The organism is Neorhizobium sp. BETTINA12A (assembly GCF_023006485.1).
Classification (GTDB): Bacteria; Pseudomonadota; Alphaproteobacteria; order Rhizobiales; family Rhizobiaceae; genus Neorhizobium.
Window position 1 is genome coordinate 38,408 of record NZ_JALBGW010000007.1, and the last position, 24,266, is coordinate 62,673.

The window sequence follows — 24,266 nt, forward strand, 5'->3', positions numbered from 1 at the left end:
ATCAGGCCGCCAGCGAGGCGATGTCGATGACGAAGCGGTAGCGCACGTCGCTCTTGATGACGCGCTCGTAGGCTTCGTTGATATCCTGGATGTTGATCTTCTCGATCTCGGACGTGATGCCGTGCTCGCCGCAGAAATCCAGCATTTCCTGGGTTTCCTTGATCGAGCCGATCATCGAGCCAGAGAGGCTCTTGCGGCCGCCGATAACCGAGAAGGCATGGACCGGAACCGCATGTTCCGGGACGCCGACCAGCACCATGGAGCCGTCGAACTTCAGGAGGCCGAGATAGGCGTTCCAGTCGATCGTCGTGCCGACCGTGCAGATGATCAGGTCGAATGTGCCGGCAAGCTTGGTGAATGTCTCGGCATCGCTGGTGGCGTAATAGTCCTTGGCGCCGAGCCTCAGGCCGTCTTCCTTTTTCGACAGCGTCTGGCTGAGCACGGTGATATCGGCGCCCATGGCCGCACCGAGCTTGACGCCCATGTGGCCGAGGCCGCCCATGCCGACGATCGCGACCTTCATACCGGGACCGGCCTTCCAGTGGCGCAGCGGCGAGTAGAGCGTGATACCGGCGCAAAGCAGCGGGGCGCCGGCGTCGAGCGGAATATTGTCCGGGAAGGAGAGGACGTAACCTTCCTTGACGACAATCTGGTCCGAATAACCGCCATAGGTCGGCGTCGTGCCATCGGCCTCGACGTCGTTATAGGTCTGGGTGAGGCCCGGCAGGAAATGTTCGTAGTCGAGGTCGCGGGTAGCGCAGCCGATGCAGGAATTCACGAAGCAGCCGACACCGACACGGTCGCCGACCTTGAACTTGGTGACCGTGGAGCCGACGGCCGAAACGACGCCGGCCACTTCATGGCCCGGCACCATCGGAAAGCGGGAGTTGCCCCATTCGTTGCGGGCCTGGTGGATGTCCGAATGGCAGACGCCGCAATACTGCACCGAGATGACGACGTCATCGTCATTGGGTTCGCGGCGCTCGAAGGTGAAGGGCGTCAGTGGTTTCGACGCGTCGGTAGCGGCATAGCCTTTTGCAATAGCCATGGGAGCTCCATTCATCTGTTGGTTGGGAGGGAATTGGACGCGCGGACTATGCCTCCGGACCTCGCAACGGCGTTAGAGCGATCCTGCGAGCTTTTTGCACGATCCTGCAAAAGTGATTGCCCGCCTGTTGGTTTCATCGGCAAGTCGGCATAGGAAAAGCGCTCATCTGCTCATCCCGGAGGCTCCATGACACTGCCCTTCAATCCCTATCACGAGGCGGCCTCGATTGCCGCGCGGCACGTTCAGAAGGATGGGGAAGTGTTCACGGCCGTTGGAAATCTGATGCTCAGCCGGCGGACGGTCCCAACCGCACCGCTCTATATGGATTACCGGCCCTGCATCGGTTTGGTCCTGCAAGGCACCAAGAGCGTCAAGCTGGGGGACGAGATGATTGCCTACGGCGTCGGCGATTATCTTCTCACCTCGATCGAATTGCCGGTGACCTCGCGCGTCACGGTCGCAAGCCCGGAGGTGCCGCACTTATGTTTCGCGCTTGCCATCGATACGGACCGCCTGTCCGCGCTGCTGGAGCGGGTAGACGTTCCCCGGCTTGGTTCCGACACCGATGCCATGCGCGGCATCGTCTCCAATGTCGCGCCACCGGAACTTCTCGATGCCGCGACAAGGCTGCTTCGGCTCCTCGATCGGCCCGCGGATATTCCCGCCATGGCGCCGCTGATCGAGCAGGAAATTCTCTATCGTGTCCTCTCCGGGCCGGATGGCCCACGGCTCATTCATATCGCGACCGCCGAAAGCCGCAGCAACCGGATCGCCCGCGCCGTCGCCTGGCTGCGCGCCAATTTCCACCGGCCGCTGCGGATCGAGGACCTGGCGGACCATGTGGGCATGAGTCCATCTTCGCTGCACCACCATTTCAAGTCGGTGACCGCGATGACGCCGGTGCAGTTCCAGAAGAAGCTGCGCCTGCATGAGGCGCGGCGGCTGATGCTGCTGGAAGGGCTGGATGTTGGCAGCGCCGGCCACCGGGTCGGCTACCAGAGCCCGTCGCAGTTCAGCCGCGAATACAGCCGGCTCTACGGTGTGTCACCGCTGCGTGACGTGGGTGCTATCCTGGCTGCCGCGGAATAGCGAGGCTTAAACCCTCGTGGATCAGCCGGGAAACCTCAGCGCCTTGTCGTTGCGGCAGCTCGAAGAACGGACTTGACGGCTGCGGCGGATGCTTTATACGAGCAGAACCGTACCGTACGGTACGCAAAAGGATTTGAGAACGTGAGAGCCGACGCCACCGACATGCCCGAATTTTCGCCGCGCCAGAACGCCGTTCTGGAACAGGCGCTTCGGCTGCTCGTGGAAGGCGGCGAGAAGGCGCTGACGACCTCCGGTCTTGCCCGCGCCGCCAATTGCTCCAAGGAAAGCCTCTACAAGTGGTTTGGCGATCGCGAAGGCCTGCTGGCGGCGATGATCGCCCATCAGGCGAGCAAGGTGCGCACCTTTGAGCGTTCCGGCGAGCGGCTGACCGCTGATCTCCTGCGCGACCACCTCGAACTTTTTGCCCGCGATCTGCTGGAGGTTCTGGCCGGCGACGTTTCGCTGGCGCTGAACCGGCTGGCGATCGGCCAGGCGACCCGGGAAGGATCGAAGCTCGGCAAGCTTCTGCTCGAACACGGCCGCCGGCAGATTGATCGCCGTGCCATGGCGCTGATCGACCAGGGAAAGAGGGCAGGGCTGCTGCGCTTCGACAATGCGGACGCCGCCTATCACACGCTTTACGGCCTGATCGTTTCCGACCTGCATGTGCGCATGCTGCTCGGCGAACCCGGCCTCAAGGACAATGCGCGCCAGGCAGAGAGGGCGGTCGCTTCGTTCCTCACGCTGCACGGCACGCAGAAACAATCGGCAGACGTGCTCGGCGTCTCCGCTGGACGATAACAATCATCAACAGACCTCACGCATAGGGAAGGAAAAAACGATGCGCGTTTATTATGATCGGGATGCCGATATCAACCTCATCAAGTCCAAGAACGTTGCCATCATCGGCTACGGTAGCCAGGGTCGCGCACACGCGCTGAACCTCAAGGACTCGGGCGCCAAGAACGTCGTGATCGCGCTCAAGGCCGGTTCCGGGACCATCAAGAAGGCCGAAGCCGACGGCTTCAAGGTGATGACCGTTGCCGAGGCCGCCAAGTGGGCCGACCTGATGATGATGGCGACCCCGGACGAACTCCAGGCCGACATCTACAAGGCCGAAATTGCCGGCAACATCCGCGACGGCGCGGCAATCGCCTTCGCACACGGCCTCAACATCCATTTCGGCCTCATCGAGCCGAAGACCTCGGTCGACGTCGTCATGATCGCGCCGAAGGGCCCGGGCCACACGGTTCGCGGCGAATACCAGAAGGGCGGCGGCGTTCCCTGCCTCGTTGCCGTTCACCAGAACGCTTCCGGCAACGCGCTTGAACTCGCTCTCTCCTACGCCTGCGGCGTCGGCGGCGGTCGTTCGGGCATCATCGAAACCAACTTCCGCGAAGAATGCGAAACCGATCTCTTCGGCGAACAGGTCGTTCTCTGCGGCGGTCTCGTCGAACTCATCCGTGCCGGTTTCGAAACCCTGACCGAAGCTGGCTACGCGCCGGAAATGGCTTATTTCGAATGCCTGCACGAAGTGAAGCTGATCGTCGACCTGATCTATGAAGGCGGCATCGCCAACATGAACTACTCGATCTCCAACACGGCCGAGTGGGGCGAATACGTCACCGGCCCGCGCATCATCACCGAAGAAACCAAGGCCGAGATGAAGCGGGTCCTGAAGGACATTCAGACCGGCAAGTTCACTTCGGACTGGATGCAGGAATACCGTGCGGGCGGCTCGCGCTTCAAGGGCATCCGCCGCATGAACGACAGCCACCAGATCGAGGAAGTCGGCGCCAAGCTGCGCGGCATGATGCCCTGGATCGGCAAGAACAAGCTGGTCGACAAGAGCGTCAACTAAGCCTTTCAAATTCGGGGGTGGGGCTAACGCTCCGCCCCCGATTTCTGAACATAGGTGACATGCGGCAGATGTTCGAAATGCCGGTCGCAGGTCAGAAGGTCTGAATCGCTAAGACGGGCGGTCGCATAAATGATCGCATCGGCTGTCGAAAGCTTGAATTCGGCTGACAACCTTGCAGCTTCCTTGGCTACATTCGTATCCAAGACGAAGACTTGCCCGAACGTCGTATAGGCCAGGAAACCTTGGGCCTCGCTCGTGTTGCGCTCTCGCTCCAGCCATTTGAAAACCTCTAACTGAACGATTGTCGGCACTATACACTCGGAAATCTGAGGAATCTGGGCATTCATGTGAACGCCGGTAGCGGTCTTGGAAAGCCACTCGATCCATGCTGAACTGTCGATGACGCGAGCCATCAGTATCGATCGTTCCTGTCGCGGTAATTCGAGGTGTCGGCACCTTTGGCCATGCCGTAAAGTTCCTCGCGGGTCGGCACCGGCACGAGAATGACCCCTTTGCCTTGCGGGATGAAGGCAAATTGCTGCCCAGCTTGCCAATTATGCTTTTCGCGGATTTCCTTGGGTATGGAAATCTGGAATTTCGAGGATAAGGTTGCCGTCGCCATGATCTTACCTCCAGCACATCGATCGCTCATTGGTAAGATAGGTCGGTTCGTGGTAAAGCACAATGGTCCAAAAAAAATCGCAGCAACGGCGATAGGTCAGTCTTGCTGACCTATCGGTCTTTGTGTAAAGATTGGGCATAGAAAATTGAAATAAGAGGAAACATCCCGTGCTTGATTGGGAACAAATCTTTGCGACGCGCTCCAGCCGCATGCGCGCCTCTGAAATCCGCGAGCTGCTGAAGCTGCTCGACCAGCCCGATATCATCTCTTTCGCAGGCGGCATTCCGGATCCGGCGCTGTTTCCGGACGTGGCCTTCAAGGAAGCCTATGCGGACATTTTTTCGAGTGCGCAGGTCGGGTCGGCGCTGCAGTACTCGGTCAGCGAAGGCTATAAGCCGTTGCGCGAATGGATCGCCCGCGACGTCGCCAAGATCGGTATCGACTGCACGCCCGACAACGTGTTCATCACGTCGGGATCGCAGCAGGCGCTCGATTATCTCGGCAAGCTGTTCCTGTCGCCGAACGACACGGCCCTCGTGACCTGGCCGACTTATCTCGGCGCACTTTCGGCCTTCAATGCCTATGAGCCGAATTACGACCAGCTCTCGCTGAACGGCAACCGCACGCCGGAAGCCTATCGCGACACCGCGGCCAAGACCGGCGGCGCCGTCAAGTTCGCCTATCTGTCTGCCGATTTTTCCAATCCGACCGGCGAGACGATCGACCTGGCGGCCCGCGAAAAGCTGCTGGCGCTTGCCGACGAACTCGATATCGCAATCCTCGAGGACGCCGCCTACCAGCACCTGCGCTATGACGGCGAGGCCATTCCGCCGATCATGGCGCTCGACATTGCCCGCCGGGGCGGCATCGAAAACACCCGCACCATCTACAGCGGCAGCTTTTCGAAGACGCTGGCGCCGGGCCTGCGCGTCGGTTTCGTCGTCGCGGCGATGCCGGTCATCCGCAAGCTGGTGCTGATGAAGCAGGCGGCCGACCTGCATTCCTCGACGATCAACCAGATCGCCATCGAGCACGTCGCCTCGCGTGGTTTCGACGCCCAGGTCGCCAAGATCAGGGCCGTCTACAGCAAGCGCCGCGATGCCATGCTGGCGGCACTCGACAAATACATGCCGAAGACCGCCACCTGGACGCGCCCGGAAGGCGGTATGTTCGTGTGGGTGACCTTGCCGGAAGGCATGGACGGTGCGGAGCTGCTGGCGAAATCGATCGCCACGGAAAAAGTCGCCTTCGTTCCGGGCAAGGCGTTCTACGCGGACGGCAGCAATGCCAATACGCTGCGCATGAGTTTCTCCTGCGCCGACGAGGCGATGATCGACGAGGGTATCAAGCGGCTCGGCCGCCTGGTCTCCAACGCAATCCGGACGGCCGCCTGAGCCTAGGAAACATTTGGGTATGAAAAAGCCTGCCGCGGATAAACGGCAGGCTTTTTTGTTGGTCGACCTTCTTCGACTGTCCTGTTAGTCGGCGGCGAGGACGATGAGCATGTCGCTGTCCGCATAGGAGGTCATTTCGGCGCGGGGCGGATTGACGACCACGCCGCCGAGATTCCTGACATCGGCGGCGCCCGGCCGCTGGCGGCGGTGGCCGATGGCGATTTCGCCGCGGCGAAGGGCTGCCAGCGCTACAGTGAAGAAGTTTACGGGCTTCGAAATATCGACATAATCACTCATCGGCCGCATGTAGATCTCGGAGCCGGCCTCATCCAGAAGCTCTTCGAAGATCGCCGCCATCGATTCGTTTTCGGAGGCTTGAGCGAGCATCAGGCTGACCAGCTTATTGCTGACGACGAAATCCTCGGCGCGGGTCACTTCCGCAAGCTCGCGGTTGCGAACGTCGATCATCTCGCTGACGACGCTGACATGCTTGCCGGCCGTCTCGCCGATCTTGCGGAGCTGCAAAAGAGTGATCAGCGTGCGCGTATCGGCCGATTGCGCCATCATGCTGTCGCTGTAGCCGAGAACAAGGACGTGGTCGTAGGAGGGGATGTCGAGCGCGTCGAGCGCCGGGCGGCTGCTGGTGTCGATCACCCGGTGATCGACGGCAAGCACGGACCTGTCGAGGTTCAGTGAGGCGACTTCCCCTTCGAATTCCGGCGTGTCGGCGGCGATCGTCAGCCGCGAGCCGGGCGCCACATAGCGGGCAAGTTCGGTCGCGATGATCGGGCCGCGGCGATTCCAGCCGAGGATCAGCGTGCGCTCCGCGGTCTTGGCTCGCTTGACGATCGCCTTGATGGCATTCTTGTCGATGCCCATGTCGCCGGACCAGGTTTTGATCGAGTCGTCATCTTCGGCGATGATGACCGCGCGATCACCGGCGGCGATCACCTGGTTGGGATTGGGGTTGAGATGAATGGCGCCGTCCTTGTCGCAGAGACCGATCAGGGTGCTCTTGTCGTAGGCCAGCACGGCATTGCCGAAGGATTTTCCGACGAGGTCGGGCTGTTCGAGCGTGTAGATCTCGCAGCCGTCGAAATCGAGCAGTTCGGAATAGACGGCGCTCAAGCCCGCCTGGCGGCTGGTATGGACGACGATGCGGGCGATCAGGTCGTCGGCGAGCACCAGCTGCATTTCGCTACCGCCGACGATCCTTGCGACTTCGGCGTTGTCGGCGTCGCGGATTTCGGCGGCAATCATGTATTTTTCTGTCCGCCGGTTGGGATCGTTCACCAGCGCAAGCACCGTCTTGATCACCTGCGGGTCCGCGTCCTCACCTTCCGGTGACAGCACGATGATCGATCGCGAGGTTTGCGGATTGACGATGCCGAGATCGTAGAGGTCGGTCGGGTCGCCGCTGCGGCAGATGATCTTGGTGTTCTTGCGATCGACGACTTTGGTGGCGATCTCGTCTTCCATCTCCACCTTGTCCTTGTTCGCCATGATGACGATGCGAGGGTTGCGGCGGCTCTGGTTGGCGATGACGAGTTCCGAGATGACGTCGAAGATCGAGGGCGACCAGTTAAGGATGATCGTATGCTCGGTTTCGAGCACCCGCGAACGGCCCTTGCGCAGGTCGTCGAGCTTGTCTTCCAAGCCTGATGAGATGACGCCGATGAGTGCCGAGAAGACGAAGATGCCGGCGATCGTGACCAGCAGCATGATGATGCGGAAGCTCCAACCCTGGTCGGCGCCCATGGTGCCGGCATCGAAGGTGCGCATCAGCGATTCCCACGTGCCTTCGACGAAGCCCAGCGGCTCGGCACCTTCCGGCGCAATGCCGGTTACGGCGAGAATAGCGCCGGCGATCATGATCACCACCAGCGATATCAGCGCCAGCCAGCCGATCAGCGCGATCGCGCCGCCCGCCATGCTCTTGTCGAACCCATAGCGCAGCTGCGCGCCCCAGTTTGCCCGGCTTTTCATCTTGCGTCCCCGAAATATACCCTGGTGGACGAGATGGCAGGATTAGGTTGCGAAACAATTGAAGGCCCGCGTTTTGCGCCGTCGTTGTGCGGGAATGATCTGAGCACAGTAAATTTAGTCTTCGAATCTTGTAAGCCGCTGGTAAAACACGCCCTAAGGCGATGTCGCTCCACAGCCTGTCACATGGCTGTCAAGCAGGAATGCTTATCGTCCGCAGCTTATGTTCGAACAGGGACGCTCCGATGAAGAACCTTCTTTCCGCTTTCACCGCCCTCGTGGCTTTTGGCATGATTGCCGGCGCCGCCGAGGCCGCCGATCTCGTGCTTTATACCAGCCAGCCGAATGAGGACGCGCAGGCGACCGTTGATGGTTTCAAGGCTGCCAATCCGGGCCTCGACGTACAGTGGGTGCGCGACGGGACGCCGCAGATCATGGCCAAGCTCAATGCCGAGATCCAGGCCGGCAATCCGGCAGCCGACGTTCTCCTGATCGCCGACACGGTGACGCTCGAGCGGATGAAGCAGGCCGGCCAGCTGGTGGCCTACAAGTCGCCGGAAGCCGCCAATTACGACAAGGCGCTTTATGACGCCGACGGCTTCTACTATTCGACCAAGCTGATCACCACCGGCATCATCTACAATACCCAGGCCGCGATGAAGCCGGCCAGCTGGGCGGACCTTGCCAAGCCGGAGGCCAAGGGCCTCGTGACGATGCCGAGCCCGCTCGCTTCGGGTGCAGCCCTCATCCACGCACAGACGCTCGCCGGCGTATCCGGCCTCGGCTGGGATTATTACAAGAACCTCAAGGCAAACGGCGCGATTGCCGCGGGCGGCAACGGTGCGATCCTGAAATCCGTCGCTTCGGGCGAGAAGGCCTATGGCTTCGTGGTCGATTACCTACCGATCCGCGAAAAGGCGAAGGGCGCTCCCGTCGAGTTCGTGTTCCCGAAGGAAGGCGTATCTGCGGTGACCGAGCCGGCCGCGATCCTGGCCTCCACCAAGCATGCTGACAATGCCAAGAAGTTCATCGACTACGTGCTTTCCCAGAAGGGCCAGGAGGGCTTCCTGAAGCTCGGCTACATTCCGGCACGCAACGGCATGGCCGTGCCGCCCGGTTTCCCGGCTCGCGATACGATCAAGCTTCTGCCGATCAATGCCCCCGATGCGCTCAAGAACTCCGAGAAGGACGTCAAGGCCTTCGCGGATATTTTCGGCATCAAAGGCTGATATAAGCGCCTTATGAGACAATCTCGAAATCGGGGAAACGGCCAGCCACGCTGGCTGTTTCCCTTTGTCATAACCGTGATCTTCTGCCTGAGCGTGCTGCCGCTCGGCCGGCTTGCCGCAACCGGTATCATGTCAGCCTTCCACGGCGGGGCGAGCGAGTTGCTGTCCGATCCGGGCCTGTGGCGGTCGGTCTACGATACGTTGTCGACCTCCTTCTTCGGCATGATCGCGGCCGTGGTCCTGGGCGGCGGTTTCGCGCTGCTGCTGACGCTATTCGACATCCGCGGCAAGGCTCTTCTCGGTTTCCTGTTCATGCTGCCGACGATGATCCCGCCGCAGGTGACGGCGCTATCCTGGATCGGCATGACGGGTCCTTCGAGTGCGCTCCTGAAGGCGCTAGGGCTAGCGCCGCCGCTCGGCTCACCGCAGCCGCTCTATTCGGTGGGCGGCATCGCGCTGCTCTACGGCGTACAGAATGCGGCACTGGTCTACCTGTCGCTGCGGGCCGGGCTTCTGGCGTTGCCGCGCGACGGTGTAGAGGCGGCAAGGCTTTCCGGCGCGTCGTCCTGGCAGGTCCTGAAGGACGTCATCCTGCCGCTGTCTCTGCCCGGTTTTGCGGCGGGGGCGGCGATCGCTTTCGTATCCTGCGTCGGCAATTTCGGGATTCCGGCGATCCTCGGCATTCCTGCCGGGATCTACACGTTGCCGACCCTGATCTATTCAAAATTTGCCGCTTTCGGTCCTCGCACGTTCGCGGATATCTCCGTCCTGTCCGCCTTGATCGCCATACTGTCGGTCGTCGGGCTGATGGTCGAGGCACGGGTGCTGCGCGGCCGCGACTATCGCGTCATCGGCCTGTCGGGACAGGTCGCGGTGTTCCGGCTTGGCGCCTGGCGATGGCTTGCCGAACTGCTGCTCTGGCTGACGATCTTCCTGATCCTCTTCATGCCGCTCATTGCCCTCGTCGCAAGTTCGCTGGCGCCTGCCTATGGCGTGCCGCTCAGCACGGCGACCGCGACTACGAAAGCCTATGAGGAAATCCTCTTCCGCCAGGCGGCGACGCGCATCGCGTTCACCAATTCCCTCTCGCTGTCGCTTGCCACCGCCTTCGGTCTCCTGGTGGTGACGGTGCTGACCGGCTATTTTCTGGTGCGCAGCAAGAGCCGCTTCGTGGGCGTCATCTCGGCGCTGGCGGAAATTCCCTATGCGCTGCCGGGCATCGTGCTGGCAGTCGCCTTCATCCTGCTGTTCGCCGCGCCCATTCCGGTGATCGGCATCTCCATCTACGGGACGATCTGGATCATCCTGATCGCCTATTTCTCCAGCTTCTTCGCCGTCAGCCTGAAACCGGTGGTCAGCGCGTTCCGCCAGCTCGATCCCTCCCTTGAAGAGGCCGCGCGGCTTTCCGGCGCAGGTTTTGCCCGCCGTCTCGCCGATATTCTCGTGCCCCTGGTGGCACCGGCCGCGGGCGCCTCGGTGATCCTCGTCTTCCTGATCGCCTGCAACGAACTGACCGTCTCGGCGCTGCTCTGGTCGGCGGGCACCCAGACGCTCGGCGTGCTGATCTACAATCTCGATGACAGCGGCAGTTTCAACATCGCCGCCGCACTTTCCGTCCTCGTCGTCGTCATGGTGATCGCGATGATGATCGTGCTGGAACTGATGGCGAAACGTCTGCCAAAAGGTGTGGTCCCGTGGCGAAGCTGATCCTTAACCGCCTCTCGAAAACATTCGATCTGGGCGGCCGGGCGGCCGTCAACGACGTATCGCTGACGGTGCGGGAAGGGGGCTTCCTGGCGCTGCTGGGGCCTTCCGGCTGCGGTAAGACGACGGTGCTCCGGATGATCGCCGGCTTTGAACAGCCGAGCGACGGCTCGATCCTGCTCGGCGAGCGGGTGTTGGCGGACGCGAGCGAGATGGTGCCGCCAGAACATCGCAACATGGCGATGGTCTTCCAGTCCTATGCGCTCTGGCCGCATATGAGCGTCGCGGAGAATGTCGGTTATCCGCTCAAGGTTCGTGGCATTTCGGGCGAGAAGCGCGACCGCAAGGTGAGGGAGGCGCTTGCCGCCGTCCACCTCGAAACCTATGCCGACCGGCGCCCCGCCGATCTTTCCGGCGGACAGCGGCAGCGCGTGGCGCTTGCCCGCTGCCTCGTCACCGAACCGGATGTCGTGCTGCTCGACGAGCCGCTTGCCAATCTCGACCGGCACCTGCGCCAGGAAATGGAAGAGACGTTTCGCGAGTTTCATGCCCGGTCGGGCGCAACGATGATCTATGTCACCCATGACCAGGCGGAAGCGATGGCGCTGGCGACCGACGTCGCGGTAATGTCCGAGGGCCGGCTGCTGCAGGTGGCGACGCCGGAGGAGATCTATGCGCGGCCGGAGGGCCGGCTGGTCGGCGGTCTCGTGGGGCAGGGGTCGATCCTGTCGCTGCCGTCACCTGCCGGTGACAGGCGGCTTCTCGAATGGCCGGCCATGCAGGACATTCTGGCGGATCGCACGGAACGGACTTGCGCCGACATTCTCGTGCGCCCGCAGGATGTCGAGATCGCCGCCGGGGGTGCCGCGGTGACGGTGCTGTCGGTTCTGTTCGAAGGCGAGCGTTATGCCTTGCGCCTTGCCTTGCCGGATGGGCAGACACTGCGCGCCTTCAGCCGCCATCCGGTAAAGTCCGGGGACAGGCTCGCCGTCGTCATCCGCTCGGCCTGGCGTCTTTAAACCGCCGGCCTTATCGGGCTCCGGAACATTGCCACCGGATGACCCTGCAGCCGCGGCTGTTCTGGCGGCAGGAGCCGATCGCCTGGTTTTCGGCCTCCCTGCGGTTGTAACCCCAGCCCGAGCCCCAGCCGTCAGGACCCTTGGCGACGGCGCCGCAAGCCTGATCGAACCAGATTGCGATCCGGCAGTCGCTGGCGTCGCAATTGGACTGTGCGGTCCGTTCGGCGCTTCGGCGGGTTGCATGATCGTAGGACCAGCCGAGCGCACCCGTGCGCGGCGAATAGGCGATGGCGCCAAATCCGTCCGCCATCGACTGGCCGGCACCGGCGAACAGAGCACAGAAGGACAGAGATGCCAGAATTATGCGTTTCATGTACAAGAACCCCCGACGGCAGATCGTACCCCGATCACAATAGTGCCGCTGGCCTGAAGGTCGCATCGGTACCGAATTTCTGCAACCGACTTTGTGGGTTGCCGATAATGACGACTTAAATTTCTCGATTCATTCGTTTTTATTACGAGCACCGGCGGTTAAGGTGAAGGCTGCAGCAGGATGGATTCGATGTCTCTACGTCTCGGCACCTTCAACATTGAAAACCTGATGACGCGTTTCGATTTTTCCGGCTGGCGCAACCAGCTTCGGCAGGACCGGGTGCTGCGGCTCTACGATGTGCAGGACAAGGCGGTCTACCAGCAGCTCGAACAGGCCCGCATGATCGCCGAGACTGACGACACCCGGCAGCTTTCAGCGCTGGCGATCGCCGACGCGGATGCCGACATCCTCTGCCTTCAGGAGGTCGACAGCATGCCGGCCCTGCAGGCCTTCGAATATGGCTATCTCTACCGCATGGTCGGCAACGGCTATCGCCAGAAGTATCTGGTCGAAGGCAATGATACGCGCGGCATCGATGTGGCCGTATTGATGCGTGAGGAAACCCGCAGCGGCGAAAAGATCGAGGTGCAGGACGTGCGCAGTCACGCGATGCTGACCTATCAGGATCTCGGCCTCTTCAACGACGAACTGGCGCTCAGCAACCAGGCGCATGACAAGATCTTCAAGCGCGACTGCCTGGAACTGGAGCTGACGATCGGGGGCAAGCCTTTCTCGCTGTTCGTCGTGCATTTCAAATCCATGGGGAATGCCCGCGACGGCCAGGACGGCCGCACGGGCACGATGGCGATCCGCATTGCGGAGGCAAAAGCGGTGAGCCAGATCGTCGAACGTCGTTTCGGCAAGGGGCGAACGGCGGACAATACCTTCGCCATCTGCGGCGACATGAACGATTATCAGGAAAAGGTGCAGGTGATCGGCACCCGCCGCGAAGGCTACCGATTCGAGCCTCGGCGCGAAGAAGTGAGTGCGCTCAACGTCTTTACCGACGACGGTTTCGTTGTGAACCCCGTCAGTCGCCGCGATGTGATGGATCGCTGGACGCTGTATCATGCACGCGGTCCGGAGGAGCAGCATCTCTGTCAGCTCGATTATATCTGGCTGTCGCCGGCGCTCGCCGAGTACAACGCCGATAGCGTGCCGGAGATCATCCGCGGTGGCCAACCTTATCGCACCGTCTTTCCGCCGGGACAGGAGGTCGAGCGGTTTCCGCGCATCGGCTGGGATCGGCCGAAGGCATCGGACCATTGCCCCGTCGTGATGTCTCTGGAGCTTCGATGACCATCCAGACGATCAGCGGCTGGCCGCCTGAAAATACCGTCTTCGAGGTCGAGGCTTTCGATCTTTCGGTCCTGCCCGGAGCACATCCGATCTATCTCGCGCACCGGGACGATATCGAGGAGAACTGGGCGCGGGAATCAGCGGCCAATCCGCATCTCTTCAACGGCCAGATAGTGCTGCAGAACAGGCTTTCGTTCCGGGACGGCGTGATCATCGGCGAGGCGCATGTCATCCCCTATTCGACACTCTTGTGGTGGCGGAAACAGCCCGATCCGGCCGGCGCTTTTCACCTCTTTGGCTTCGCCGTGCCCGTCTCGTCCGATGGGGCAATCATCGCCGTCCGGATGAGCGAAAGGACCGCCAATCCGGGTCAGGTCTATTGCGCTGCCGGTTCGCTCGATCTTCTGGACATCGTCGACGGAAAGCTCGATCTCGAGGCCAATATGTACCGTGAAGTTCGGGAAGAAACCGGCCTCGATCTCGCCGAGGCGAAGGCGGATCGGCAGATTTTCGCCAGCTACAGCGTGCACCGGGTCGTCGGTTTCCGCTTCTATCGCTTCGATCTTACGGCGCAGGAGATGCTGGCACGCATCGCCGAACATATGTTGCATGACGAGGAAAAGGAGATTGCCGGCGCGATGGCGATCCGCTCGGCCGATCGCGGCGCGCATCCCTACAGCCCGTTGATGTTCCCGATTCTCGACCTGTTTTTCGGCCGTTCGATGCGCTGAACAGGGGTTGCTTTGAGCCGACCGGTCGGGCAGTTTGGCGCCATCGAAACACGAGGAGGTGTGGTTGGCCCGTCGCTACAGCATCTATGATGTCTTCACCGATAGACGACTTGCCGGCAATCCGCTGGCGGTGATCGTCGATGGAGACGACCTTGCCGACGAGACAATGCAGGCGATCGCCAGGGAGATGAACCTCTCCGAGACGGTGTTCGTTCAGTCTTCCGCGAATGCCGCTTATGCAGCCCGTCTGCGCATCTTCACGCCGGGCCGCGAACTGCCTTTCGCTGGGCATCCGACCGTCGGAACGGCGGTGGCGCTCGCCGAACTCAATCACGGGTCTGGTGGGCAGCTCGACATGGACCTTGTCTGCGTGCTGGAGGAAAATGTCGGCCCGGTGCGCTGTGCCGTGCGGTTTCGTGCCGGCGAGGCAGGGTTTGCCGAATTCGACCTGCCGCGAAAGCCGGTGCGGATCGAGCTGCCGCTCGACCGGCAGGGGCTCGCCGATGCGCTCAGCGTCAAATCGACGGATATCGGTTTCGAGAACCATGTCGCCTCCATCTGGAGCGCCGGCGTGCCCTTCCTGATGATTCCGCTGCACAATCTGGCGACGGTGCAGAACCTCGAATTCGACACGGCATTGTGGGAAAAGTCAGCGCCGTTCGTCGAGGGCGCGCTTGCATCGGCATATGTCTATTGCCGCAGCGGCGTGAACCATCAGGCAAAGTTCCATGCCCGGATGTTCTCGCCCGACATGGGGATTTCCGAGGATCCAGCCACGGGTGCCGCGGTCGCTGCACTCTCGGGCGCAATCCGGCATTTCGATGCGCTGCCGGACGGCCATCACCCGGTGCTGGTGGAGCAGGGGGTGGAGATGGGGCGTCCGTCCCTGATCCATCTGCATATCGACGTGAAGGAGGGGGAGATCGCCAGGGCCCGCATCGGCGGCCAGGCGATCAAGGTCGCGGAAGGCACGCTCTATCTTTGAATTTCGCCGCTTGTCGATGATTGCGATATTGTGACGCATTAAGACTTTGAAACTTTTCGTTTTTGCGTCGCTTATCCAGCTGCGGAGAGGTTTCCGTCAGGCGCAAAATCCGACCTCATGGATTTTTTGCCCGGTCGGGCGAATAATTTTCACCGAGCCGCTGGACAAGCCGAACGATCCCCTTTATACGCCCTCACACCGCTGGCGAGCACGCCTCGCACAGATGGTTCTTGGGTGATTAGCTCAGTTGGTAGAGCAGCTGACTCTTAATCAGCGGGTCGTAGGTTCGAGCCCTACATCACCCACCACTTTTTCAACGATATCAATTCGTTGTGCGTCAACATTAAAGATCACATTTAAGTCTAAGGATGACGCTGCGATCACAGAGGCTCCTCTGAAAGATCACATGCAGAAGCGTCTACACGCGCAGATTTGGCCTCCCGAATTTCTATGGATATCACCTTTGAGACACCCCATCGGTGAAGCTAATGGTCTTCGGCGCAAAGCCGAGAGCGGCTGACGACCTTGGCGACGTTGGCGAGAAATGCTCGCAGTAGGCGACATCGTCAGCGGCTGGAGAACAGTGATCGAAGTTTCCCAGGGAAGTTGGTGCCTTGTCGCCGGGAGGCTCCAGCGGCAAGGGTTTGGATCCAACGGTCATCTACGGCAACGTGTATCGACTGCAAACCGCCGGCAGTGCGATTCCTGGGTCTGGAGCAACCCCCCGGCGGGATCGTCCTACGAATATACGGTCGTAGTGCCGTCGATGTACCCCATTTCAACGAACCTGGATTTAATGACGTCGGAGATCTTCTGGAAGCGGATAAGTTGATGCCACGACAAAGCTGACACGATCAACGCAAGTGCCGGAAGAACCAGGACAATCAACCACCAGCCGGCCATGAAAATGTAGACGCATAAGAGTGCAAGCAACACGGTTGCAATCTTCGAGAACAGCAGCAGTCCTGCGGAAACTCCGCGCTCAATCCCGTAGGTGTTTTCACTGGCATAGCCAAGAACAAGATTCTTGAAGTGGTGACCTGTAGACTTGCCGCCGAGGATGACCGGCTTGTCAAGCATCTGCCCCTTTTCATGCACGAAAGCAATTGTAGCGATCGGGGGCTTGGCGAGGTTCAGGGCGACCGCACTCGTCAAGAGCTTCGGAGTAACCATGAACGAGACTGCGACATCGTCCAGCCGGACTTTGGAGCCATCGGCACGCTGCAATTCGATGTGTGTGTAGAACCGGCTATTTCCATATGAGCGGTTTTCACCGACTTCAATAATCTCACCGGTCTCGAAGATAACGTTCGTCATCCGAGAATTCCTTCAGATTTGATAGCTGTATAATGTTGAAATTTACTGCAATCCGTCACTCGGACAGATCGAAAACGAGCCTGGCATTCGGACCTTTGTCGCTATATCCGACGACGTTGCAGCCTTCCCTGACAGGCGCCCTACCCAAAAGCGTCAGATTTCCGCCTTGGTAATGGCCGCTGACAAGGTACGGCGCCGGAGCGCAGCCTTTCTTATAGGTGTAGGCGATCCCCGAGAACCACTCGTTCGGAACCTCCCAGCCACGGACAAGCACGGTGTCTTCCGTGACCGTTCCGGCCAGAGACTGTTTGGGCTCTGCATAGACGATGATGTGCTGGCGCTGGTGATTGAACATCACCGACTTGTTGTGGCCGATGTGTTCTCCATACTTTTCGTCGTTGGGGCCCAGCTTAAACGTCTGGTCGGCCGGAACGGTTTTGTAAGGCCATCCCATCGGACATAGCGTAAGCCACAGGCTACCGAACTCACGGCCTCGATCGGCATCCGACATACCGAGACGCTTGCCTGTCGCAGCGTCTTTGACGCCGACATACCCCTGAAAGTTCTGGTTTTTGGTCTCGGGGCCGTCGAAGAGGTAATGCTTGCCATCAGTCCAGAGATCGCCGGTCTCGCAATTGGCGGTGGCTTCGTAGACATGATTAGCGGACGATTCAAGCGCGTCGGATACGCAGTTCTTTTTTCCAGGATACCAGTTCTCACACCACGATTTCGCCGACTCCGGTGTGACCTTCGCCTTCATCGTGGACTTTGTCCCGCCGTAGTCGGAGGCCTCGGTGATGATCGCAGTGGTCGTCTGCTTGAACAAAGGGTACTCGTCGCCGATCGGCGCGGGCGGCATTGAAGGGATGGTCGCGGATAAGAAAATCGCGGCGGACAAAAGTGGCATAGCAATGTTTTCCGGATTGAAGATGGTCGTCGATGGGGGCGACCATAGACCGGAAAAGCTGCGGAAGAATTTCGCGTATACCTAGAAATCTTTGCCGACGATTATCAGCGCATCAACCTTTTCGAACTCGTTGTAACGTTTCCGCCAAAACGCAACAACGGCCGCACTTGTTGCCGCTCTCCGCCGGCAGGGCTACCTTCATCCCCAATCCCGTTTCTTTTGCTCCCTCGCCGGGAACTCCGGCGCCTGATCGGCATTTGGTCTGCAAGACGAAATGGGAGCGCGGTCATGAAGCCAATCCTTTTGCTTTTGGGCAGCCTTGTCCTGCTCGTTCTGGTGTTCCTAAGCGGCGTGATCATCACCGCGAACGTTATCGCCGTGCCCGAACCCCATAAGTTCGCCAATATGGATACGCCGGACCTGTGGACCTCAAAACCGAAGGCCGTCGACACTGCCGGCCAGGATTACAAGCGCCTGCCCACTGCGACGCCTCCGGCTTCGGTTGCAGCCGAAACGCGGGAACCGCCCGTTGTTCAGCAGACCACCACGGGGGTAGCCGTCGACAATACAGTGACCGGGTCCATCAATCCGCAGCAGCCGGTCACTCCGCAGCCGCCGGCTATAGTGCCGCAGGACGAGAGGAAAGCCATGCTCGATCCCGCCCAGGCCGACTGGTGCTCCGCGCGATACAAATCCTATCGAGCCGAAGACAACAGTTACCAGCCTTTCAGCGGCGGCCCCCGCCGGCAGTGCCGGGCACCGGGCGCTGCCGCGACCGGGACCGTTGCCGCGGCACCGATGCCTGATCAGCCGCAAGTTCCGCAGATGCAGGATGAATTGCAGCCGCTTCCAGGAAGACCGGCTACCCGCGCCAATCAACAGGCGAATGACGGAGCGGCAGACTACGCACAGTCGCGGGCGATCGATGCCGACGCTCCTGCCGGATCCCATGAGGAATGGTGTTTTGCCCGTTACCGGTCCTATCAGGCCGAGGACAACAGCTATCAGCCCTTGGCAGGCGGCCCGCGCCGCCAATGCCAATCGCCTTTCGGCTGACCACCAGCTTCAGATCGCGCGGTCGACGAGGGCCTTTGCCATCATCATATGCACGCCCTTGCAGCCGTTGACGGTCTGGGTGATGCGCAGATCGCCGGCGAGGCTGCAGAGCGTGTAGGCGTCTTCCCGCGACAGGCCGCCTTTTTCGCCGAGCAGCACGATCATGTCGCGCAGCGCCATGACGGTGCACTGGTCGAGATCCGGATCCATGCCCATGGTGATGTAGTGCGTCGGCGTTTCAGCCCGTGGATAGACGAAATCGAGATCGTCGCGCACGGTAAGCTGGAAGGTGCCGCGCAATGCCGTCTCGATTGCGGTGATGCAGACCTCGCCGTCGCCCTGCGCACCATGGCCGTCCCCACAGGAAAACAGCGCGCCCTCGTTGAAGATCGGCAGATAGAGCGTGGTGCCGGCGACCAGTTCCTTGTTGTCGATATTGCCGGCGTGCGAACGCGGCATGATCGAGGTGATGCGACCCCAGTTCGGCGGCGGAGCGACGCCCATGACCCCGAAGAAGGGCGCCAGCGGCAGGTCAAGCCCCCAGGGCAGGTGGCCGACATTTCTCTGCTTGTCGAGCGGGATCGTGATCATCCGCGGCCTTTCGAAATCATAGGGGAGCGTGCCGGCAAGCGGGCGGATGACGTTATAGCCCCAGTCCTGGCGCAGCTCGACATCGAGGATCTTCACCTCCAGCACCTGGCCGGGCCTGGCGCCGCGCACGGCGACCGGGCCGGTCAGGATATGTCCCTGCATGATCGGCCGGCAGTTTTCGTGGATTTCGAGATGTTCGGGAAGGATGGTAAACCCCTCCCTGGGCAGAACTTCTACTGGGCCGGAGACCGTGTCGATCACCACCGTGTCGCCGCTGTCGATCGTCAGCACCGGCTCGCGGGCGGCGTCGAAATAACCCCAGGCGCAGGTTTTGGAAGAGGCGGCGACGTGATGTTTCATGATCTGGCTCTCTTTTTTGATCAGAGAGGAGACTAGTCGATTTTACTTTGCCCGCCAGCCCGCAAATGCAGGCCAGCTCGCGATGATTAACTTGCTAGTTGGACCGTTGCCGCCCGTCTTAGGCCGTTCCGGCAGCCTCCGACCCCCTGGCTGCGATGCGGCGTTCGGTCTGGCGCAGGCAGAGCGCCAGGACCAGGCCGAGCCCTGTTGCGGCGGCGATGTAGAACGGCGCGCCCTGCCAGCCGGAAGCCGCCACGATCGACGCGAGCAGCATCGGTCCGAAGACCTGGCCGATATTGGAGCCCTGCATGACGAAGCCGCTGAACGTTCCGACGAGGTCGCGGCGCGGTGCATAGACGGGCAACGAGCCCATGATGGTCGCCGGCAGGACGCCGCCTGACACCGCGTAAAGCACCGAGGCACCGTAGCGCATCCAGAGCGGAAAGCTGTGGCCGAAGACGACGAAGGCGGTCAGCGTCAGCATCACGCAGGGACCGGCAATCAGCACCCAGCGCGGGGCACCCCAACGCGCGAAGACGCCGCCGAATATGTTGCCGACGCCGTTCGCGAGCACTGCCAGCGCGGTCATGATCGACGCAGCCGCGAGGCCGGTTCCCATTTCCTCGATCAGCAGCGTCGGCAGGAAACCGAAGACGGACATGAAGCTGGCGCTGTAGGCGGCGAAAATACCGGAGAGTATCCAGGACATCGGCCGGGACGCGGTGAGCTTGACGGCCGTCAGAAGCGACGTTGTCGGATGTCCGGCGGTTTGTGGTTTTGGAAGGCGCATCGCCAGCAGGGCCACCATCGGAATGACGCTGAGCATGGCGGCGAAAATCCAGGAACCCTGCCAGCCGAAGCTCGGCAGCAGGAAGGGCGAGATCATCATCATCACCGCAACGCCGACCGGCATCCAGATACCCCAGAGCGCGAAGGCAAGGCCGGTGTCGCGCGGCTCGACCGAGGCCGCAATCAGGCCCGGGGCCGCGACCGAGACCATGATGAGGCCGACGCTTTCGAGCACGCGGCTGGCGAAGATCACCATTTGCGAATGGGTGAGGGCTCCGATCAGGCTGCCGGCGATCAGCAACGCGAGGCCGAGGATCATCGCGCGCCGATGGGTCAGGTAATCGGTGAAACGGCCGATCAGGATGCCGCAGGCGGCGCCGAGGGCGCTTGCCAAGCCCATTAGCCAGCCGGCAGCCACGAGATCGATGCCGAGTTCGGAGCGCAGCATGGGGATGGCTGGCGGTACCTTGCCGACGTGCAGGGCCGCGGCGATGCCGCCCAGAACGGCGATTGTGACATGTCCCCAACGCGTCATGCTGACTCTATTCCAATCATCGAACAAACATCCGACCGCTTTATCACCCCCGTACGAACCGAGGCATAAATTCCGTCGCGGACGGCATGATTTCTTGGCCTAGGCAGCAGACGATGACGGAAAGGGTGGCATTCATTGCCTTTTCGGGCGACGCCTCGCTGGGACAGTGATACTCAGTTCTCAAGACGTCGCCTGACATTCGGGCTTTCGTGCCTCGTTGGTAAAACGGGCCTAGCTTGCCTTGCGCATCTGCTCGCGGGTTTCCTCGACCTTGAGGTTCTGAACCAGCTTGGCGAGCCAATCGACGAAGACCCGCACCTTGTTGGAGAGGTGGCGGGTCTGCGGATAGACGATGTAGAGGGGTAGCGACGCGCAGTGCCAGTCGGAGAGAACTTCGACCAATTCGCCCTTCTCCACCGTCTCCTTCACCATAAAGCGCGGCGACTGGATGATGCCCATGCCGGAAATCGCTGCGTTCACATAGGTCCGGGCATCGTTGACGGAGACGACGTATCGGGGCGTGATTTCCAGGTTTTCGTCGTCGCGACGGAATTCCATGGATCTCACCCGGCTGGACTGGGCGTTCAGGTAACCGACGGCCAAATGGTCTTCCTGCAGGTCCTGCGGGCGTTCAGGGGCGCCGAAGTTGCGGATGTAGAGAGGTGCTGCATAGGCCGACATGCTGATCTCGCCGACCTTGCGGGCAATCAGCGACTGGTCGGTCGGGGTGCCGGCGCGCAGGGCGCAGTCGACGTTTTCGGCGATATAGTCGACCAGCCGGTCGCCGACGCCGATATCGAGCCTGATCTGCGGAAAACGCTTATGGAAATCACATAAATTCGGAATGACCAGCAAATCGGCGAAGGCGCCGGCCATCTCCACGCGCAGCCGGCCGGATGGCTGGCTCTGCGAATTCGACATGCTTCCGTCGAGTTCGTCGAGCTCGGAAATTATCTGCATCGCGCGCTCATAATAGAGCGCGCCGTCGGTCGTCACCATGACCTTGCGGGTGGTGCGGTTGAGCAGCGTCGTGCGCAGATGGCCTTCGAGGCTCTGGACGAGATTGGTCACCGTCGTTTTGGGCATATTGAGAGTGGCCGCAGCCCGGGTGAAATTACCGGTTTCCACGACGCGAACGAAAACGCGCATTGCCGAAAGCTGATCCATTGTCTTGATTCCTGCTGCGCCGCAACATTGTTCCGAAATATGGAATAGTGTTGTCGAATGCCGTTAACTTGTATGTTTTCACCCGAATAATAATATCAGGTTCAAGATTGACGGCAAGCACCCCGCTTTTACTAGGGGTTTGCCCGAGGGTTTTTCAATGATTGCGCAGTGGGAAAATATCGCATTTGACAAGTCGGCCAAGCCGGCTGTCCCCATGCGCGTCTATGAAGGCGCTGCCAAGGGCAAGGTTCCGCCGCTGGTGCTTTACTTGCGCGGCGGTGCGTTTCTCAATGAAGAGCGCGGCGAAAACGAACGTCCGGTCGCCAAGGCGCTGGCGGAAGCAGGCGCCGTGGTACTGGAAGCCGATTACAGCAGCGTTTCGCACAACATGTTTCCGCAGGCTATGGAATGCGCGTTTGCAGCGCTCCAGTGCCTTGCCGGCCGACGCAAACAGTTCGGCAGTGCCAAGTCCCAGCTTTTTGTCGCGGGCGACGAGGCGGGCGGCAATGTTGCGGCTGGCGTTGCGCTGAAGGCGCGCGACCTGATGCCCGGCGAGCTGAACGGCCAGATCCTGCTGTCGCCGATGATCGACCCGATGATGGCCACCCGATCGTTTCGCAAGGCGGATGATATCGGCATGGGCGAACGTTGGGCGGAAGGCTGGAGCCATTATCTCGGCTCCCATTGCGGGTTCCAGCATCCTTATGCGGCACCCTGCCTCTGTTCGCGGCTTTCGGGTGTCGCGCCGGCTCTCATCGTGACATCGGAAGACGATCCGCTGCGCGATGAAACGGTAGGTTATGCAACGCGCCTGAGCGAGGCCGGTGTTTCGGTCAGGCGGAAGATCTTCCCTGCCAGCTGCGGCTGGACGGGCATTTACAGAGAGGGCGACGGCGAGTGGATGACAGCACTTTGTGCCGAATTCACGAGCTTCGTCCGAGAGTTAACTTAATAGCATGATTTATTTTGAAGGCAAATAACGGCCAATTCCCAAGGCCGTAAGGAGACTACCAATGACCTCGAAGATCAAAAGCTGGGCCCTGTGGGGCACTGGATTGGGCACCGCTGCGTTGATTGCGGGTGCCTCGGTCTATCTCGATCTGCCGCAGGGCGCCCATGCCGCGCCTGCGACGGCTGCTGCGGCTCCGGCCGTTCCCGTGACGGTTGCCACTGTCGAACCACGCAATGTTTCCACCTGGCAGGAATTTTCCGGAAGGTTGGAAGCCGTCGACCGCGTCCAGATCCGGCCGCGCGTCACCGGCACCATCCAGGCGGTGCATTTCCGCGAAGGTGGACTGGTGAAGCAGGGCGACCTGCTCGTCAGCATCGATCCGGAGCCCTACCGGGCGGCGGTCGCACAGGCTGAAGGCCAGGTGGCGTCGGCACAGGCGAAGGTCGAGCTTGCCAATACAGAACTCGATCGCGGCAAGAACCTCGCTTCCAAGAACACCATCTCTCAGAGCGATCTCGCCCAACGCCAGAGCGCCCAGAGTGAGGCGCTGGCCAACCTCCAGTCCGCCAAGGCGGCCCTGAAGACGGCGCAGCTCAATCTCGACTATACCGAAATCCGGGCACCGATCGCCGGCCGGGCCGGAAAGTTGGAAATCACGGTCGGCAACCTGGTAGCGGCAGGTTCCGCCTCCGCCCCGCTGACGACACTCGTTTCGGCCGATCCGATCTATGCGAGCTTCGACGCCGGCGAAGAACTGGTGTCCCGTACGCTCAACGACCTTCCGCTCGTCGACGGTGTACCGGCGATCGAACAGGTACCGGTCGAGGTCAGCACGCTCGCCGGTAACGGCACGCCGATCCGTGGCAAGCTGCAGCTCATCGACAACGAAGTGAATGCCTCGAGCGGCACGATCCGCGTGCGCGCCGTCTTCGACAATCCGGGCGGCAAGCTGATCCCGGGCCAGTTCGTGCGGGTTCGCATGGGCCAGCCCAGGGCCCAGGATCACCTGATGGTCAGTGAAAAGGCTGTCGGCACCGATCAGGACAAGAAGTTCGTCTTCGTGGTCGATGCGGCCAATACCGTTGCGTACCGGCAGGTGGAGCTGGGCACGGCAGTCGACGGCATGCGGATCGTCGAGAAGGGCCTCAATCCGGGCGACCGGATCGTCGTCAACGGCCTGCAGCGCATCCGTCCGGGTGCTGTGGTCCAGCCGCAGGACGAGGCGAAGGTCGCCAACAAGTAACGCTCTGAGCGG

At 61.1% G+C, this 24,266-nt stretch carries 23 protein-coding genes and 1 tRNA gene; 14 read left to right on the forward strand and 10 right to left on the reverse strand.

What is annotated here, in order from left to right; translation table 11 throughout:
* Position 1: 1 nt before the first annotated feature.
* A complete protein-coding gene (locus tag MOV61_RS03750) occupies positions 2-1,048 on the reverse strand; it encodes an NAD(P)-dependent alcohol dehydrogenase (RefSeq protein WP_247135606.1) in 1,047 nt (348 codons plus the stop codon).
* 186 nt (positions 1,049-1,234) lie between these two features.
* Here MOV61_RS03750 and MOV61_RS03755 point away from each other — a divergent pair, with 186 nt between their 5' ends.
* The 3 genes from MOV61_RS03755 to ilvC all read left to right on the forward strand — a co-directional run bounded on the left by MOV61_RS03755 (position 1,235) and on the right by ilvC (position 3,998).
* Positions 1,235-2,137 carry an AraC family transcriptional regulator gene (locus tag MOV61_RS03755; RefSeq protein ID WP_247135607.1) on the forward strand — a complete coding sequence of 301 codons (903 nt, stop codon included), beginning with the start codon at positions 1,235-1,237 and terminating at the stop codon, positions 2,135-2,137.
* 162 nt (positions 2,138-2,299) lie between these two features.
* Positions 2,300-2,938, forward strand: coding sequence for a TetR/AcrR family transcriptional regulator (locus tag MOV61_RS03760; RefSeq protein WP_038543383.1), 639 nt, complete (start codon positions 2,300-2,302; stop codon positions 2,936-2,938).
* 40 nt (positions 2,939-2,978) lie between these two features.
* A complete protein-coding gene (ilvC, locus tag MOV61_RS03765) occupies positions 2,979-3,998 on the forward strand; it encodes a ketol-acid reductoisomerase (protein ID WP_037082110.1) in 1,020 nt (339 codons plus the stop codon).
* A gap of 23 nt (positions 3,999-4,021) precedes the next feature.
* Here ilvC and MOV61_RS03770 read toward each other — a convergent pair whose 3' ends face one another.
* Positions 4,022-4,411: a type II toxin-antitoxin system VapC family toxin gene (locus tag MOV61_RS03770; RefSeq protein WP_247135608.1), complete on the reverse strand. Its 390-nt coding sequence runs from the start codon at positions 4,409-4,411 to the stop codon at positions 4,022-4,024.
* A complete protein-coding gene (locus tag MOV61_RS03775) occupies positions 4,411-4,620 on the reverse strand; it encodes an AbrB/MazE/SpoVT family DNA-binding domain-containing protein (RefSeq protein WP_046640381.1) in 210 nt (69 codons plus the stop codon). The genes MOV61_RS03770 and MOV61_RS03775 overlap by 1 nt, the downstream gene beginning before the upstream one ends.
* A 167-nt stretch (positions 4,621-4,787) precedes the next feature.
* Between MOV61_RS03775 and MOV61_RS03780 the strand changes: the two genes are divergently transcribed.
* On the forward strand, positions 4,788-6,014 hold the full coding sequence (locus MOV61_RS03780; RefSeq protein ID WP_247135609.1) for a PLP-dependent aminotransferase family protein: 1,227 nt from the start codon (positions 4,788-4,790) through the stop codon (positions 6,012-6,014).
* A gap of 84 nt (positions 6,015-6,098) precedes the next feature.
* Here the strand turns inward: MOV61_RS03780 and MOV61_RS03785 are convergent, their stop codons facing one another.
* A complete protein-coding gene (locus MOV61_RS03785; RefSeq protein ID WP_247135610.1) occupies positions 6,099-8,000 on the reverse strand; it encodes a CASTOR/POLLUX-related putative ion channel in 1,902 nt (633 codons plus the stop codon).
* 242 nt (positions 8,001-8,242) lie between these two features.
* Here MOV61_RS03785 and MOV61_RS03790 point away from each other — a divergent pair, with 242 nt between their 5' ends.
* Genes MOV61_RS03790 through MOV61_RS03800 form a run of 3 tightly spaced genes read left to right on the forward strand, consistent with a single transcriptional unit; the run spans position 8,243 to position 11,949 of the window.
* Positions 8,243-9,226 (forward strand): ABC transporter substrate-binding protein, encoded by a 984-nt coding sequence (locus tag MOV61_RS03790; RefSeq protein ID WP_247135611.1) that lies wholly within the window; start codon positions 8,243-8,245, stop codon positions 9,224-9,226.
* Positions 9,227-9,238: 12 nt separating this feature from the next.
* Complete coding sequence (locus MOV61_RS03795; RefSeq protein WP_247135612.1) at positions 9,239-10,933, forward strand: iron ABC transporter permease; 1,695 nt, start codon at positions 9,239-9,241, stop codon at positions 10,931-10,933.
* Positions 10,921-11,949: an ABC transporter ATP-binding protein gene (locus tag MOV61_RS03800; protein WP_247135613.1), complete on the forward strand. Its 1,029-nt coding sequence runs from the start codon at positions 10,921-10,923 to the stop codon at positions 11,947-11,949. The genes MOV61_RS03795 and MOV61_RS03800 overlap by 13 nt, the downstream gene beginning before the upstream one ends.
* A gap of 10 nt (positions 11,950-11,959) precedes the next feature.
* Here the strand turns inward: MOV61_RS03800 and MOV61_RS03805 are convergent, their stop codons facing one another.
* A complete protein-coding gene (locus tag MOV61_RS03805; protein ID WP_038543367.1) occupies positions 11,960-12,322 on the reverse strand; it encodes a DUF4189 domain-containing protein in 363 nt (120 codons plus the stop codon).
* A gap of 189 nt (positions 12,323-12,511) precedes the next feature.
* Between MOV61_RS03805 and MOV61_RS03810 the strand changes: the two genes are divergently transcribed.
* The 4 genes from MOV61_RS03810 (at position 12,512) to MOV61_RS03825 (ending at position 15,645) form a co-directional block, all read left to right on the forward strand.
* Entirely contained in the window at positions 12,512-13,621 is a 1,110-nt protein-coding gene (locus MOV61_RS03810) for an endonuclease/exonuclease/phosphatase family protein (RefSeq protein WP_247135614.1), read from the forward strand.
* Positions 13,618-14,352, forward strand: a complete 735-nt coding sequence (locus tag MOV61_RS03815) for an NUDIX hydrolase (RefSeq protein ID WP_247135615.1) — start codon at positions 13,618-13,620, stop codon at positions 14,350-14,352. Before MOV61_RS03810 ends, MOV61_RS03815 begins: the two co-directional genes overlap by 4 nt.
* A gap of 64 nt (positions 14,353-14,416) precedes the next feature.
* Positions 14,417-15,337 (forward strand): PhzF family phenazine biosynthesis protein, encoded by a 921-nt coding sequence (locus MOV61_RS03820; protein WP_247135616.1) that lies wholly within the window; start codon positions 14,417-14,419, stop codon positions 15,335-15,337.
* A gap of 232 nt (positions 15,338-15,569) precedes the next feature.
* Positions 15,570-15,645: transfer RNA gene (locus MOV61_RS03825), tRNA-Lys, on the forward strand.
* 430 nt (positions 15,646-16,075) lie between these two features.
* Here the strand turns inward: MOV61_RS03825 and MOV61_RS03830 are convergent.
* Together MOV61_RS03830 and MOV61_RS03835 are read right to left on the reverse strand one after the other, a co-directional pair.
* Entirely contained in the window at positions 16,076-16,654 is a 579-nt protein-coding gene (locus tag MOV61_RS03830) for a hypothetical protein (protein ID WP_247135617.1), read from the reverse strand.
* 55 nt (positions 16,655-16,709) lie between these two features.
* A complete protein-coding gene (locus MOV61_RS03835; protein ID WP_247135618.1) occupies positions 16,710-17,561 on the reverse strand; it encodes a hypothetical protein in 852 nt (283 codons plus the stop codon).
* A gap of 288 nt (positions 17,562-17,849) precedes the next feature.
* Here MOV61_RS03835 and MOV61_RS03840 point away from each other — a divergent pair, with 288 nt between their 5' ends.
* On the forward strand, positions 17,850-18,617 hold the full coding sequence (locus MOV61_RS03840; RefSeq protein WP_247135619.1) for a BA14K family protein: 768 nt from the start codon (positions 17,850-17,852) through the stop codon (positions 18,615-18,617).
* A 9-nt stretch (positions 18,618-18,626) separates the two neighbouring features.
* Here the strand turns inward: MOV61_RS03840 and MOV61_RS03845 are convergent, their stop codons facing one another.
* The 3 genes from MOV61_RS03845 to MOV61_RS03855 form a co-directional block, all read right to left on the reverse strand.
* Entirely contained in the window at positions 18,627-19,568 is a 942-nt protein-coding gene (locus tag MOV61_RS03845; RefSeq protein ID WP_258718772.1) for an acetamidase/formamidase family protein, read from the reverse strand.
* 118 nt (positions 19,569-19,686) lie between these two features.
* Positions 19,687-20,892 (reverse strand): CynX/NimT family MFS transporter, encoded by a 1,206-nt coding sequence (locus tag MOV61_RS03850; RefSeq protein ID WP_247135620.1) that lies wholly within the window; start codon positions 20,890-20,892, stop codon positions 19,687-19,689.
* Positions 20,893-21,123: 231 nt separating this feature from the next.
* Positions 21,124-22,059 (reverse strand): LysR family transcriptional regulator, encoded by a 936-nt coding sequence (locus MOV61_RS03855; RefSeq protein ID WP_247135621.1) that lies wholly within the window; start codon positions 22,057-22,059, stop codon positions 21,124-21,126.
* A 157-nt stretch (positions 22,060-22,216) separates the two neighbouring features.
* On the opposite strand from MOV61_RS03855, the gene MOV61_RS03860 reads away from it, so the two are divergent.
* The gene (locus MOV61_RS03860; protein ID WP_247135622.1) at positions 22,217-23,011 is read left to right on the forward strand and encodes an alpha/beta hydrolase fold domain-containing protein; all 795 of its coding nucleotides are present in this window, start codon (positions 22,217-22,219) and stop codon (positions 23,009-23,011) included.
* Positions 23,012-23,072: 61 nt separating this feature from the next.
* A complete protein-coding gene (locus MOV61_RS03865) occupies positions 23,073-24,254 on the forward strand; it encodes an efflux RND transporter periplasmic adaptor subunit (RefSeq protein WP_247135623.1) in 1,182 nt (393 codons plus the stop codon).
* Positions 24,255-24,266: the final 12 nt, after the last annotated feature.